Source organism: Mariprofundus micogutta, from assembly GCF_001895085.1.
Taxonomy (GTDB): Bacteria; Pseudomonadota; Zetaproteobacteria; order Mariprofundales; family Mariprofundaceae; genus Mariprofundus; species Mariprofundus micogutta.
On sequence record NZ_BDFD01000017.1, the window covers coordinates 19948 to 34499 of the forward strand.

The window sequence follows — 14552 nt, forward strand, 5'->3', positions numbered from 1 at the left end:
TTACCCTAAGCCTTTATGTGTCTATGCCAGACACAATATTGGTCTAACTTATTTGCAGTTGCAGCCGCAGGCCCTGAAGCATCAATGCCTGCGATTGCTACGTTTTCACGCCCGAACTTTTCACCAAGCCATAACTTTGATGAAACCCGGACCGTTTTTGTTTTCTGTCCTGCCTGTTGCCGTTTTGCCACCGCATCGTCTATTTGACGAATTAGCGCATCTCCGGCATCAGCTGCCATTACAAGCAGCAATGGCGTATTATTCCACAGTCTGTGCATCACTGCATCCCTGCCAACATGGGCAGTGCTACGCATACGTGTGAACATCTGCTGCAGCTGCTTCTCCAGCACCGACTCAATGCGTTCTTTCAATACCGCCCATTGCGGTAATGAGACAACGAATTTCGCCTTCAGCGGCTGCAATCGTTTATCATTCATACCCTGCAAACAAGTTTCCTGCATGCAAAAGTATGTTCCTCTGCCTGGCAGTTTCTGTGCCAGATCAGGCCAAAGCTGACCTTCATCATCAACCACCAGCCTGAGCATGGAAGGCTTCGGCAAGCTGGCCCTACAGGCCAGACATGTCCTTAGCTTACCATGCAACTCAATCGACTCAGTCAAACCAGCCGGAAGCCTCACGTGCTGCAATAATCAGAGCTTCAGCTGTTTCTTTGTCCAGGCCCTCTATATCTTCGATCTCATCCATCGCTGCATCAGCCAATGCTTCAACAGTCACCATATCACGAGAAGCCAACTGCTCAGCAATTTCACGTGTCATGCCGGCCAGATCGAGAAGAGAAATTTTCACTTCGCTCTCTTCACTTCCCTTGTTCAGAGCCTGATCAAGCAGCACGTTACGTGCACGTTTCTGCAGTTCCTGAGCCAGTTCTTCATCAAAACCTTCAATTGCAGCAATATCTTCAACCGAACAGTAAGCCAGGTCTTCCAGACTCAGGAAACCTTCGCCGACAAGTACAGCGGCGAAATCTTCGTCGACATCCAGACCTTCCTGGAAAACCACCTTGGCCTGGGAAATCTCTTCGGAACGACGCTCTTTCTCTTCGCCGGTACTCATCAGTTCGATGTTCCAACCGGTCATTTCAGAGGCCAGACGTACATTCTGTCCACGACGGCCAATGGCAATCGCCAGATTATCTTCACTGACAGCGACTTCGATCGTATTGGTATCAGGATCAACCAGTACACGTTCGATTTCAGCTGGCGCCAATGCATTTACAACAAATACTGCAGGATCTTCAGTCCATTCGATGATGTCGATCTTTTCACCGTGCAGTTCATTGACCACTGCCTGTACGCGGGCACCGCGCATGCCAACGCATGCACCAACCGGATCAACAGCTGCATCGGTAGAGATTACAGCGATTTTACTGCGTGAACCCGGATCACGGGAGATGGCCTGAATAGCAACCACACCGTCTTCAATTTCAGGTACTTCCTGTTCAAACAGACGCAACACCATGCCTGCATCAGATCGGGAAATAAACACCAATGGGCCTTTGGTCTGGTTGCGCACTTCGCGCAGGTATGCACGAACACGATCACCCTGACGGAAGGTTTCGCGTGGCAGCAGATCTTCGCGATACATCACTGCTTCGCCGCGACCAAGATCAACATAGACATTGCCACGCTCTACACGTTTAACAATACCGGTAATCAGTTCGCCAACACGTGGTTCATATTCAGCAATAACGCGATCACGTTCAGCTTCGCGAATCTTCTGGTTAATAACCTGTTTTGCAGTCTGGGCAGCGATACGGCCCAACTCAATAGGAGGCAAGGGATGACGGAACTCGCTACCGATCTCGGCAGCAGCATCCATCTCTTTGCCCTGCTCAAGCGTCAGTTCATTCTCTTCATCTTCGATTTCTTCTTCAATCACAGTCTGCACGTGGAAAAGGCGCATTTCGCCGGTTTCCCTGTCAATTTCAGCTTCAACATTCTTGCCCGGATAGGTTCTGCGCGCGGCAGTTTTCAAGGCCTGTTCCATCGCTTCCAGAACCAACTCACGTTCAACTGATTTTTCACGTGCAACTGCATCTGCAACTGCCAATATCTCTACATTCATGACTGCATTCTCACTAGTTCAGAATTCATTACAGATTCTCTTCAGAATCTCTGTTTTTACGGGAAACATCTTTCCAGTTAATTGCCCGCACTACTTTGCTCACTTCTGACATGGAAACCACTTGTTGCCGGTTATCCTTTGCCTTCTTCGCCTCAATCAGCAAGGTAAACTGTACATCCCCCTCAGCCTCGACAGGCCCCAGATTTCTGCCTTCCTGAGAAGTGCCCTCAAGAAAACTGACTTTGATCCATTCACCTTCATAACGCTTGAAATCAGCGACTGTCTCCAGCGGCCAGTTCAATCCCGGTGATGTCACTTCCAGCATATATGCATTGGCAATCAGATCTTCCGCATCCAGCTGCAATGCCAGGCCGCGACTGATTCTTACCAGTTCATCAGAGCTGACACCGCCAGCCCGATCCACAATCACCTTCAAGAGCTGGCTATGTCCACCACTACCCAGGCTGATTTTGAGAATTTCCACTCCCAACTCATCAGCAATCGGCTGCAGCAATGATTGAATCTGATCTTCCAACAGCTATACCCACCTTCAAAAAACAAAAAAAGCGAGCCGCAGCCCACTTTTAACGAGGCGAAGCATAGCCCCATGATTGAATATTGCAATGGTATATATCAACGGACGAAGTCGAATCAGCCAATTAAAACAACAGGATTTTAAAACCGATCAGAATCAGTACCACTCCACCGAACAACTCCGCCCTGCTTTCCAGCCATATGCCGCTGCGAAAGCCGACAAATACACCAATCCAGCTGAAAACGAATGTAGTGATACCGATGATTAAACAAGCAACAAAAGGGTTCACAGCCAGAAGCGTTAATGAAAAACCTGCTGCCATGGCATCAATACTGGTAGCGACAGCCAGCATCAGCATTACTTTCGTGCTTACAGCAGTGATCTCTTCCTCCACACCTTCAGCGAAGGATTCAACGATCATCTTGCCACCAATAAGCAACAGCAGAACAAAGGCAATCCAGTGTGCATAAGCTTCCACCCAGCCCAGCACACCACGACCTGCCAGATAACCAATCAACGGCATCAGCGCCTGAAACAGTCCGAACCAAAGCCCGGCTTTGATGGCCAGAGCGGTGAGGTTTTTATCCTCTTCTTTTGAACCCAGTCCGATGGATACAGCGAACGCATCCATAGCCAGCGCCACAGCCAGCAGTATAACCTCAATCATCCCGACCCCACCATACTCCTACACATTAAGTTAAACCCCCAAACTACTGTTTTATAGATATAATATATACTTGTTACTCTTTCGTCCTCACAAAAACCAATACAGACTCTTCAACAGATTCAACAGCAGCAGAACAGTGAGTGCCAACCCACCACCAAGCCGGAAAAGCTGTAAATCATGCTTGCGACTATAATACCAGGCTATAAAAAAGTAGACCGGATGAAGATTAATCCAAAGAGTACGCCCGATGAATCCCGAAGAGTTGAGTTTCGAAGCCTTAAGCCTGTTCAACGCCCTCTCCTCTGATGGACAGCGACAGGCATGCCATCTGGCAGAATCGTTGCCGGAAGATGAAGCTGTTTATCTGGCAGCAATGCGCAGCATGCCGAAAGCTAAACGGCGCCAGTTCCTTTTCTCCCTGAGCAAGAAAAGATGGGGACTTTAACCCGCGTTCGCATGCTTCTGCACGACGCCCATTACAGCATCTACCAACCCTGTCTCAACATCTGTTTGCAGCTCCAGAACCCATAAGGGTTGATCACATGGCCAAAGTGGCATGAGTTTCACCGCATCTTTGGCAGTTGTGACAACAGGCTTAAAACATTGCAACAGAGACCGAACATCTTCTTTTGAATAAGCATGATGATCGGCGAAACAACTATACTCGCCGATTTCATATCCCAGAGCGTTCAGGTCATTGAGCACACGTTTTGGTCGCGCAACACCTGTGACAACATGAATCGGGCGGGAAGCTTCCAGTAGAACATCACCCTGTCCATTCCAGTCTCGAACCACTCCGGCCTTTGCGGACCAGAACCACTCTTTCTGTTCGCATAGTGGTTTAAAGGCTTCCGACCCGGTTCTGACAACCACATCTGCAAGCGCCAGTGCAGACACCGGCTCTCTCAATGGCCCTGCAGGCAGCAGGCATCCATTACCCAAACCTTCAGCTGGTACCAGTACAATATCGCAAACACGCTCTAACTGCCGATACTGAAAACCATCATCGAGAACAAGGATGTCGCCGTACTCTGCAGCCAGCTGCGCACCGGCAACACGGTCGCGCCCTGCTATCACCGGGCAACCACTTAAGCGGTGCAACAGTACAGCCTCATCCCCCACTTCATATGGCCTGGAATATTCAGAAACCAGATGCGGTGCCTGATTGTTGGCGCCATCCCCTCGCGACAATAGCACAGGATTGAATCCCCGCTGTTGCAACTCAGCTGCCAACCAGACCACAAACGGTGTTTTGCCACTGCCGCCTACAGTGATATTACCGACAGAGATCATCGGGATGGGTGGTTTCACTGTATGTTTTAAACGCCCGTTCTGATCGAATCTTGCTGCCAGAGCATAGATAGCGGACAAGGCTCGCAGCAACAGATTCGGTTTACGCCTTCTGTTCCACCACATATTTTCAATCCGCTGATACAGCATCCACTTTTCCCTTTTTGCTGCCGTGCTTCAGCCTGTCTCACTCTTATTTCTGAACATAAAAATAAGAGTGACAATAATGGCACAACAGGCTGTTCCGAATATTGATACTGAAACCATCAACCACTGGCCCAGATGCACGTAATATGCAGCGAACATGGCTGATGCCAGACAAAAAACACACCACTGAATGATGGAAAGACCATCAACATTGCGTGTACTCAAGGTGACCCGCAACTGATCCACAAAACCAAGAGTGAATATTGCTGCCGCTATTGAACCTATAACCTGCCAACCATCTATGCTTTCCAATATATATCCTTTCCTGAAGATGAATAATGAACCGTGCGCATGCTGCCATTTCGCAACATCATTGACTCGCTGAAAAAGTCAGGCTTCAGACAAACTGACTGTACAACACCAGAGCGAAGAAAACCACGAAGCCAGCTCCCATTGATCTGAGTACAAGTTTGCGCTGTTTGGGCAGGCTCAAGCCCATCATGGTGCCACTGATCAAGGTCAGCAACATCACAATCACCATAGCGATAACGAAGTAATTGAATATATTTTTGCCATTACCCTTGTGCAGACTCATGAAACGACCGTACCAGCTGGGGGTGTAATACCTGAATACAGCCACATTCATATTTTCAGTTGAAGGACGCATCTTGAGCCAGTGGTTCTCACCATCCCAGAACAGATAATAGACTTCTAAATCAGAGTTCCATTTCAGCTTTGCCCTGCCCAGCGGCTCGGACAAATCACGTCTGGCCAATTCTCCGGCTGCAATTTCACGCAGCAATCCAGCATCACGTGGTAACGCCTGATCAAGCTCGACACGAAATTTCTCAATTGTGGATTCAGGCTTTATGTCATTGATATAAAACACCCCTGTAAGAAAGAACATCAGTGTGATTGGAAAAACCACTGATGCCAGAATCATGTGCATCTTCATCAATGTATAACGTTTGATCATCACCTTACCCCAGATTACTGGACCAGATTGTATCCCCTACCCCCATTCCGTCTAGCAGCCATCCGCGCAGCAATGGTGCTTTCTTAATACTTATGACTCATTAGTGTTCCCGGAATAGAGGAAATGGGTATAGATGGGATTAAGTGAGCTTGGACTAGATAACTGGTTTGAAAAGCATGCCAGTGCCTCGTGTGGCCCTGAGCAGAGTCTTGCACGCGTGGTGGCAATTGATCGCGGTCGCATTCTGGTTCATGACGGCTATGGTGAATCTTCAGCCGAACTGCTGGGCAAGTTTTTCTACGCGGCTGAATCTGTTGCCAAGTTCCCCTGTGTAGGCGACTGGGTATGCCTGGATCATCACGACTCTGACTCTGCCCATACTGATGGTTTTGCCAGCATCCACTCCATCCTGCCGAGAAAAAACCTGCTGCAACGTAAAACGGTGGGTTATAACGAAGAGTTTCAGATGCTGGCATCGAATATTGATATCGCATTGATTGTCATGTCATGCCATTACGATTTTCATATCTCCAAGCTTGAACGCTTCCTGGTCATGATTCATGAGGCACATATCACACCTGTACTGCTGTTCACCAAGGCAGATCTGATCGAACCGGACGACCTGCAAACCATGATCGCATCTATTCGCGATGCAGGTATTGATATACAGATCATGACAATCAGCTCTGTCACGGGCACCGGGCTCGATGCGTTCCGCCAGTTCATTCAGCCGAAAAAGACCTACTGCATGCTTGGCTCTTCCGGCGTCGGTAAAAGCACCCTGATGAACCAGCTCATCGGTGAGGATAGATTTGAAACACAGGAAGTGAGTGATTCCGGCCAGGGTAAACACACGACCGTACGCCGTCACCTGATGCTGCTCAAACAGGGAAGCATGATTGTTGATATGCCCGGCATGCGCGAGCTGGCTGTTGCCGAGGTCAAGGAAGGCATTGAATCCAGCTTTGAAGATATCATCGAATTGGCACTTACCTGCAAATTCAACAATTGCACTCACAACAGTGAGCCGGGTTGCCGCATTCAGGCGGCACTGGCCAGTGGCGCACTCAATGGCGAACATTACAAGAATTACCTGAAAATCCAGAAAGAAGCACATCACCACAAAAAGCAGACGCCGTACGTGGAGAAACGCAGAAAAGGCAAAAATGCCAGTCGTATAAACCCGACAAAAAAACAACAACGCAAACTAAGGAAACAGGGACTCACTGACGAAGAAGAGCACGAATCATAATAACCCCAAAGCGTCCTGATCCGCACCAGCCAAAACTTTGAATGGTAAGTAACATTCCTTTCAACTATTCATAAACCCATGGGTTCAACTATACTTTCGCAATGACCCATCAGAATGAAATCTATGCAACCAATGCAACAACACTACTTGAGAAGTTCTATGTACGCTTAAAGGCTACTGGTCTGGAAGATGAGAAACAGAAAGAGTTTTTGCGCGGATTTATGGCTGCTGGTTTATCAACAGGACTGATCGACAGAGATTCGTTTGACCAGCTCATCGCATCCGCCCATGAGAAAGTATTTGGCATGAGCATTCCCCAAAAGCACTACGAAAAAATGATGAATGGCGAGGAGACTTCATTCTTCGATGTCCCGACTTATAATCGGCCCAGGCAAAAAATATAAGACCTTCTGATGAACTACAGCACAAAGATACCATTCCTAACTGCATCCTGACGGGCCCGCCCTACCTACAGCTCTGGCTGTTCTCTCAAAACGATATGTTTTGCCCCGCAGACGGAACAGTGAAATCGATGAACTTCTTTGCGCAGATCATCAGCAGATTCAAATGGCGTTCTCGGCAATATCTGCGCCACATCCTGCTGGAAATCGCAAGCTTCGCAGTAAAGGTAAAAAGTCGTTTTATTTTCTGGCATCCCCTATTCCCCTACTTTTATTTCCAAGACCACAGCCTAATCAGGTTGCTGTTCAATCAATACCAACCTGAACAACAGAAACGAAAGTCAGCCAGATAATCTAATTGATGAACTAGAACCTATAAACCACTGTTATCTATTTGGAAATAACATTCATGCCACCCATATAAGGCTGCAGAACTGCAGGGACTTTTACTGAACCATCTTCCTGCCAGTAGTTCTCAAGAATTGCCACAAGGGTACGTCCAATCGCCAGACCTGAACCATTAAGTGTGGCTACCGGTTGCGGCTTACCCCCCTCTTCCCGATAACGGATTCCGGCACGGCGACCCTGAAACTGGCCGAAGGAAGAACAGGATGATATTTCGCGGTAACAGTTCTGACTTGGCAGCCAGACTTCCAGATCGAAGGTCAGCTGAGAGCTGAAGCCGATATCAGCAGTGCATAACTGTACCGTACGATATGGTAACTCCAATGCTTCAAGCACTGCTTCGGCATGTCCGACTAGTTCATCCAGATCGGACAACGCCCGTTCCGGTGTAGTGATATGAACCAACTCGACTTTATCGAACTGGTGCTGGCGGATGATACCGCGCTCATCGCGACCGGCAGAACCGGCTTCACGACGGAAACACGGCGTATATGCACAATGACGCTTCGGCAGATCAGCCGCATCAAGAATTGTATCCTGATACAGATTGGTGACCGGCACTTCTGCTGTCGGGATCAGATACTGGTCCTCTCCCTCCAGCTTATACAGATCATCAGCAAACTTCGGCAGCTGCCCAGTCCCTGTCATAGTCTTGCTATTAGCAATTGCAGGCACCCATACTTCTTCGTAACCATGTTTATCGGCATGCAGATCAAGCATGAACTGCATCAGCGCACGCTCCATCCGGGCAGCGGCGCCTTTGATGACGGTAAAACGACTACCGGCAAGCGTGGCACCAGCTTCAAAATCCAGAATGCCGAGATCAGTGCCGATATCCCAATGGGCGGGCACTTCATCACAACGTGGTGTTCCCCAACGACGCAGTTCAACATTATCGTCTTCACTGCTTCCTGCCGGCACTGATTCATGCAGTGCATTGGGAATTTCCAATAATGCCGCAGCAAATTCAGCTTCAGCATCACGCGCCTGTGCATCCAGCTCCTTGGCCTGGCGTGAAACTTCACCCATAGCAGCGAGTTCTTCGGATGCATCTTCGCCTTTACTCTTCTTCTGGCCGATCAGTTTGGACACACGTTTACGATCAGCCGCCAGCGTTTCAGATGCTGTCTTCAGCTCACGCTGACGTTTATCCAGTTCAGTCATCTTCGCCCAGGCACTGCCCGGATCGATTACTTCTTCACCACGGCGACCAATGGCCGCCTGTAACTGGTCAAATTCTTTTCGTAGGGCCTGTCTGTCTATCATTCTTCAATTGCTCCATCTTCTGCAGCCCCGCCTTCTTCAGTTGCACCAGCCTCTGCATCGCCAGGCTCTTCCAGGCTTTCATCTTCATCATCTGACTTGTCGACCACACGCACCGCACCGATTACACGCTCTTTTCCTTCAACACCGAAGAGTTTCACACCCTGCGTATTGCGACCGATAATAGAGACCGTATCGAGCTTGATACGAACCAGACGACCGGTATCGGTCATCATCATCACCTGATCATCTTCAAGTACGAGCAATGCGCCGATCATATTGCCGTTTCGGCCACCGGTTTTCAGCGTGAATACACCCTGACCACCACGTTTCTGTACATTGTATTCAGATACAGATGTGCGTTTTCCGAAACCGTTTTCAGACACCGCCAGCAACGAAGCATTTTCAACCACCAGCGTCATGGAGATCAGATGTTCACCCTCAGCCATACGCATACCGGTCACACCACGTGTACTGCGGCCCATAGGACGCGCATCACTTTCGGCAAAGCGAATCGCTTTACCATTGCTCGCGCAGAGCATGATATCCTGTGAACCATTGGAAACATCTACCGCTATCAGATCATCATCGTCATCGATATTGATAGCAATAATACCGTTGGTACGGATATTCTTGTATTCGGAAAGCTTGGTTTTCTTGATCACGCCGTTTTTGGTAGCCATGACAATAAACTGATCATCGCCAAACTCACGGATTGCCAAAGTGGCCGAGATCTTCTCATCTTTCTCAACCGGCAACAGATTAACCAGTGCTTTACCGCGAGCCGATCTGCCTGCCTGCGGTACTTCATAGACCTTCTTGCGGAATACCCGTCCCCGATCGGAGAAGAAGAGCAGGTAATCATGTGTGGATGCCACCATCAACTGGGTGACAAAATCCTCATCCTTGGTGGTCATGGCGGTTTTGCCCTTACCACCACGGCGCTGAGCACGATACTGAGAGGCCGCATTACGCTTGATATAACCCTCGCTTGAGATTGTCACCACCATATCTTCTTCGGTAATCAGATCTTCAACAGAAAGTTCTGCGGTTTCATCCATAATAATCGAGCGACGCGGATCGGCGTATTTATCACGCACATGCTCCAGTTCTTCGACAATGACACCCATCAGCAACTTCTCATCAGCCAGAATCGCTTTGAGATGTGCAATGAGCTTCATCAACTCATCAAACTCGGCCTGAATCTTGTCACGCTCCAGACCGGTCAAACGATGCAGACGCATATCCAGAATGGCCTGCGACTGTTTGTCCGAGAGCTTGAAATGATCCATCAAGCCGACTTTTGCTTCTGCAGGTGTTGCACTGGCACGAATCAACTTGATGACTTCGTCAATATTATCCAGAGCTATCAGCAGACCTTCCAGAATGTGAGCACGAGCTTCAGCCTTGGCCAAATCGAACAGACAACGGCGCGTCACAACCTGACGACGATGATCAAGGAAATGCAGGAGCAGTTCACGCACCCCACACAGTTTCGGCTGCCCATCAACAAGTGAGAGCATATTACAGCTGAAATTACACTGCAGTTGAGTCTGTTTATACAGGTTATTGAGAATCACTTCCGGAATTTCACCGCGTTTCAACTCAATCGCGATGCGCATTCCTTCACGGTCCGACTCATCACGCAGGTCGGAGATACCTTCGATTTTCTTGTCTCGTACCAGATGCGCAATATTCTCAATCAGATTGGCCTTGTTCACCTGATACGGGAGTTCCTCGATAATAATCGATTCGCGTTTGCTCTTCGAATTGACTTCAATCAGCGCTTTGGCACGCATAGTCACCGAACCACGTCCGGAAATGAATGCATCACGAATGCCTTTACGACCATAGATAAAACCGCCGGTCGGGAAATCGGGTCCCTGCATCACCTGCATCAGTTCATCATCATCAACATCCGGATTTGCAACCAGTGCAATCGCTGCATTAATCGTCTCACCAAGGTTGTGCGGAGGGATATTGGTGGCCATGCCCACTGCGATACCCTGCGAGCCGTTGACGAGCAGATTAGGATACTTGGCTGGCAAAACCTTCGGCTCTTTAAGGGATTCATCATAGTTGGGTGCAAAATCAACCGTGTTTTTATCGATATCAGCAAGCAGTTCAGCGGCAACACGGCTCATACGGGCTTCGGTATAACGCATTGCTGCGGGAGAATCACCATCGACTGAGCCGAAGTTACCCTGACCATCAATAAGCAGATGGCGCATGCTCCATGGCTGAGCCATACGTACCATGGCATCATACACTGCTGTATCACCATGCGGATGGTATTTACCAATCACATCACCCACGACACGGGCTGATTTCTTGAAGGGCTTGTCATGAGTGGAACCGAGATCCTGCATGGCATAGAGAATACGACGATGAACAGGCTTGAGACCATCGCGAGCATCCGGCAACGCTCGACCTACAATTACACTCATGGCGTAATCGAGGTAGGAGCGTTTCATCTCATCTTCAATCAGTACGGGTACAGAAGTGTTAAGTGTTTCTTCCATGTTTATGCCTCATATTTCATCTATCAAAAACTGGTGCCCTCGACACGATTCGAACGTGTGGCCTGCCGCTTAGGAGGCGGCCGCTCTATCCAGCTGAGCTACGAGGGCTGATGCTTGCTTTGCGGTCAATTTAACCGCGTTGAATGATAACGTCATTGATGCAGAACTGCACGGTCAAACAGACAGTTTCTTCACGATACAGATGATGAGCTCCGCCCTCAATTGTAGCTAAGCAAACTACAAACTTTTGTGCCGGACAGCGCCTTGCGACCCGACAAAAAACCCAACTCGATGACAAACAGGCATGATACAACTTCAGCGCCAAGCTTTTGCACCAGTTCGACGGTAGCAGATGCAGTACCTCCGGTTGCCAGAAGATCATCAACAATGACCACTTTATGACCTGAACTCAGTGCATCCCTGTGTATCTCCAGCCGGTCCACACCGTATTCAAGCTCATATTCCACACTATGGATATCTGCCGGCAACTTGCCCGGTTTACGTACTGTCACCAGCCCCAGTCCCAACTTGTTGGCCAGCGCCGCCCCGAAAATAAAACCACGCGATTCAATGCCTACAATGGCATCAACATCCGGTCCGATGAACTCAGCCAGTTCTGAAACCGCTGCGGAGAATGCAGCCCCGTCGGCCAGCATGGGGGTGATGTCTTTGAAAATGATGCCGGGCTTGGGGAAATCAGGTACGTCGCGAATATGATCCTGCCAACTCAATTTTTCGTTCCCCATTCAGATAATCTCCTCAAAACTTACATCTTCATGTTCAACCATGCGGCGCAGCTTTTGTAATGCCGCCACCTGAATCTGTCTGATTCGTTCCCGGGTCACACCCATATGTTCGCCTATAGACTCCAGTGTCCAGGGATCATCATCCAGACCCAATCCATATCGCAAACGTACAACTTCACGCTCTTTTGCCGTCAGCTTGGCCATCCACTTATTCAGCATCTCGTCACGCCGCTTATGCTCCATACGTTCACTTGGTGCTTTGGCCGACTCATCTGCAGTCACATCATAAATGGTGAAGTCACCCTCATCATGCAGCATTGCATCCGCACTTTCAGTGGTAAGCGCATTCCTGAGCAGCGATTGCACTCGATCTATCGGAATGCCCATAGCTTCGGCAACTTCCATCTCTGTAGGCTCACGTCCAAGCGAGGCACGCAACCTGTTAAAGTTGTTGAGAACTCCGTTATACTCCTTGGCAATATGTACGGGCAAACGGATCGTGCGCGACTGGTTCATGATGGCGCGCTCCACGGCCTGTCTGATCCACCAGGTTGCATAGGTGGAAAAACGGCAGCCATGTGATGCATCAAACTTTTCAACCGCACGCATCAGACCGAGATTCCCCTCTTCAATCAGGTCACTCAAAGCCATGCCACGATTCATATATCGGCGGGATATTTTTACAACCAGACGCAAATTGGTCTGGATCATCTGCTGACGGGCAGATTCATCGCCGGCAGCAATTTTCTTTGAAAGATCCACCTCTTCCTGAGCAGACAGCAAATCATAACGGGAAATCTCCCGCATATACATTGCCATAGGTTCAAAACTGTGACTTTTGCTCATTGGCCCCTATACCTGAGGCGTTATTTGTGTTGCTGAAAACGCCATTCCCAGTGTCAACGCGACTATCTCATCAGCGTGGTAAATAGGCAAGCGGATCAACGGCCACACTACCCTGTCTGACTTCAAAGTGCAGATGAGGCCCACTGGCTCTGCCTGTATGCCCTACCCTGGCAATCACATCACCGGCTTTAATATTCTGACCCTTGCGAACAAGGTTACGCTGATTGTGACCATATGCGGTAAACAGATTATTACCATGACGGATAATCACCAGGTTTCCATATCCGCTCAGTCGATGGTCTGAATAGACCACAGTACCCGATGCTGCAGCATGGATCGGAGCCCCCTCTTTGGCACCTATATCAACCCCGTCATGCATGCGGGAACCCCTGCGGCCGAATCGACTGGTCACCTTGCCCCGAACCGGCCAGCGCAGCTTACCACCGGTTGCTTTGGTTTTATGCCGCGGTTTTTGAACACTTTTTTTGCTGCTCTTTTTAGCGACCTGACGCGGCTTACTGGCTTTTCTGATTTTCGCAGCGGTCGGGTCATACGTTCCTTTCGGTGCCCAGCGATCAATATACAAGCGTTGTCCGACATAGATTCTATAGGGATATGGAATGCGATTACGCATGGCAATCAGCTTATAATGCACACCAAATTTTTTGCCGATGCTGTAGAGTGTATCCTGAGGTCTGACATAGCGAATCACCGGTTTGCCAATTTTTTTACCGACTGACTTAGAAGCACTCGGTTTATGGTGTGATTTACTACGTGGCATCGGGGTGCTGTAACAGCCCGCTACAGCCAGTAGCAGCAACAGGCATAGTAACCTGCCGATCAAACCCATAACAGGGCAAACCCTCCAATCACTGCAACCGTCACCAGTACGGTCAGCAATTCAAAATGTTTTTCAACCCAGCGCCTTAGCTTCTCACCGCCCCAATACATCAGGCTTGCTTCCAGATAGAAGCGTGCCGCACGTGATGCAAGCGCGGCAAGTATAAATGGTATAAACGGCATACCGAATGCACCGGATGCAATGGTAATAATTTTAAACGGAATCGGTGAAAAGCCAGCGACGGCAACAACCCATATGCCATGCTCAATAAACAGTTGTTGAACATTATCAAATGTTTCAGTTGCATGGTAAAATTCAATAATAGGCTGCGCAACCGTGACAAACAGAAACATGCCAATGGCATAGCCGATGGCAGCTCCAATGGCGGAGCCTGCAGTCGTAATGGCAGCAAGACGAAATGCACTGCCGGGGCTGCTCATCGACATCAGCAGTAGCAAAACATCAGGCGGTATAGGGAATACACTGGCCTCAATAACAGCAATCAGGAACAGTACCCGCTGTGCATGCGGATGGTCGGCTTGTGCCAGCGTCCAATTATACAGACGCCGCAACCAT

Annotated in this window: 17 protein-coding genes and 1 tRNA gene; 3 read left to right on the forward strand and 15 right to left on the reverse strand. The window is 49.1% G+C overall.

The annotated features are described in order from the left end of the window. Nucleotides 1-5: 5 nt before the first annotated feature. The 4 genes from MMIC_RS09355 to MMIC_RS09370 form a co-directional block, all read right to left on the reverse strand. Nucleotides 6-620 (reverse strand): YlxR family protein, encoded by a 615-nt coding sequence (locus tag MMIC_RS09355; protein WP_072660206.1) that lies wholly within the window; start codon nucleotides 618-620, stop codon nucleotides 6-8. Continuing rightward, nucleotides 613-2085, reverse strand: coding sequence for a transcription termination factor NusA (gene nusA, locus MMIC_RS09360; protein ID WP_072660207.1), 1473 nt, complete (start codon nucleotides 2083-2085; stop codon nucleotides 613-615). Before nusA ends, MMIC_RS09355 begins: the two co-directional genes overlap by 8 nt. Nucleotides 2086-2113: 28 nt before the next feature. Continuing rightward, nucleotides 2114-2620 carry a ribosome maturation factor RimP gene (gene rimP / locus MMIC_RS09365; protein ID WP_072660208.1) on the reverse strand — a complete coding sequence of 169 codons (507 nt, stop codon included), beginning with the start codon at nucleotides 2618-2620 and terminating at the stop codon, nucleotides 2114-2116. 124 nt (nucleotides 2621-2744) lie between these two features. Next, the gene (locus tag MMIC_RS09370; protein ID WP_072660209.1) at nucleotides 2745-3287 is read right to left on the reverse strand and encodes a manganese efflux pump MntP; all 543 of its coding nucleotides are present in this window, start codon (nucleotides 3285-3287) and stop codon (nucleotides 2745-2747) included. 247 nt (nucleotides 3288-3534) lie between these two features. Between MMIC_RS09370 and MMIC_RS09375 the strand changes: the two genes are divergently transcribed. After that, nucleotides 3535-3732: a hypothetical protein gene (locus MMIC_RS09375; protein WP_227819458.1), complete on the forward strand. Its 198-nt coding sequence runs from the start codon at nucleotides 3535-3537 to the stop codon at nucleotides 3730-3732. Here MMIC_RS09375 and lpxK read toward each other — a convergent pair. The 3 genes from lpxK to MMIC_RS09390 all read right to left on the reverse strand — a co-directional run bounded on the left by lpxK (nucleotide 3729) and on the right by MMIC_RS09390 (nucleotide 5700). Further along, nucleotides 3729-4703, reverse strand: a complete 975-nt coding sequence (lpxK, locus tag MMIC_RS09380) for a tetraacyldisaccharide 4'-kinase (RefSeq protein WP_227819459.1) — start codon at nucleotides 4701-4703, stop codon at nucleotides 3729-3731. The two genes, MMIC_RS09375 and lpxK, sit on opposite strands and share 4 nt — an antisense overlap. A gap of 51 nt (nucleotides 4704-4754) precedes the next feature. After that, the gene (locus MMIC_RS09385; RefSeq protein WP_143144930.1) at nucleotides 4755-5036 is read right to left on the reverse strand and encodes a hypothetical protein; all 282 of its coding nucleotides are present in this window, start codon (nucleotides 5034-5036) and stop codon (nucleotides 4755-4757) included. 85 nt (nucleotides 5037-5121) lie between these two features. Beyond that, on the reverse strand, nucleotides 5122-5700 hold the full coding sequence (locus MMIC_RS09390) for a hypothetical protein (RefSeq protein ID WP_072660211.1): 579 nt from the start codon (nucleotides 5698-5700) through the stop codon (nucleotides 5122-5124). A 133-nt stretch (nucleotides 5701-5833) separates the two neighbouring features. Here MMIC_RS09390 and rsgA point away from each other — a divergent pair, with 133 nt between their 5' ends. Next, a complete protein-coding gene (rsgA, locus tag MMIC_RS09395; RefSeq protein WP_072660212.1) occupies nucleotides 5834-6952 on the forward strand; it encodes a ribosome small subunit-dependent GTPase A in 1119 nt (372 codons plus the stop codon). A gap of 101 nt (nucleotides 6953-7053) precedes the next feature. Continuing rightward, the gene (locus MMIC_RS09400; RefSeq protein WP_072660213.1) at nucleotides 7054-7356 is read left to right on the forward strand and encodes a hypothetical protein; all 303 of its coding nucleotides are present in this window, start codon (nucleotides 7054-7056) and stop codon (nucleotides 7354-7356) included. A gap of 65 nt (nucleotides 7357-7421) precedes the next feature. On the opposite strand, the gene MMIC_RS09405 is transcribed toward MMIC_RS09400, so the two are convergent. The 8 genes from MMIC_RS09405 to MMIC_RS09440 form a co-directional block, all read right to left on the reverse strand. Continuing rightward, nucleotides 7422-7607, reverse strand: a complete 186-nt coding sequence (locus MMIC_RS09405) for a hypothetical protein (protein WP_072660214.1) — start codon at nucleotides 7605-7607, stop codon at nucleotides 7422-7424. Nucleotides 7608-7743: 136 nt separating this feature from the next. Then, entirely contained in the window at nucleotides 7744-9024 is a 1281-nt protein-coding gene (gene serS / locus MMIC_RS09410) for a serine--tRNA ligase (protein WP_072660215.1), read from the reverse strand. Beyond that, nucleotides 9021-11543: a DNA gyrase subunit A gene (gyrA, locus tag MMIC_RS09415; RefSeq protein WP_072660216.1), complete on the reverse strand. Its 2523-nt coding sequence runs from the start codon at nucleotides 11541-11543 to the stop codon at nucleotides 9021-9023. Before gyrA ends, serS begins: the two co-directional genes overlap by 4 nt. A gap of 31 nt (nucleotides 11544-11574) precedes the next feature. Further along, nucleotides 11575-11651 (reverse strand) — tRNA-Arg (locus MMIC_RS09420). Between the two features lie 110 nt (nucleotides 11652-11761). After that, nucleotides 11762-12289 carry an adenine phosphoribosyltransferase gene (locus MMIC_RS09425; RefSeq protein ID WP_072660217.1) on the reverse strand — a complete coding sequence of 176 codons (528 nt, stop codon included), beginning with the start codon at nucleotides 12287-12289 and terminating at the stop codon, nucleotides 11762-11764. After that, the gene (locus MMIC_RS09430) at nucleotides 12290-13135 is read right to left on the reverse strand and encodes a sigma-70 family RNA polymerase sigma factor (protein ID WP_072660218.1); all 846 of its coding nucleotides are present in this window, start codon (nucleotides 13133-13135) and stop codon (nucleotides 12290-12292) included. Between the two features lie 70 nt (nucleotides 13136-13205). Then, nucleotides 13206-13985 carry a M23 family metallopeptidase gene (locus tag MMIC_RS09435; RefSeq protein ID WP_072660219.1) on the reverse strand — a complete coding sequence of 260 codons (780 nt, stop codon included), beginning with the start codon at nucleotides 13983-13985 and terminating at the stop codon, nucleotides 13206-13208. After that, nucleotides 13976-14548, reverse strand: coding sequence for a YqaA family protein (locus tag MMIC_RS09440; RefSeq protein WP_227819460.1), 573 nt, complete (start codon nucleotides 14546-14548; stop codon nucleotides 13976-13978). The genes MMIC_RS09435 and MMIC_RS09440 overlap by 10 nt, the downstream gene beginning before the upstream one ends. Nucleotides 14549-14552: the final 4 nt, after the last annotated feature.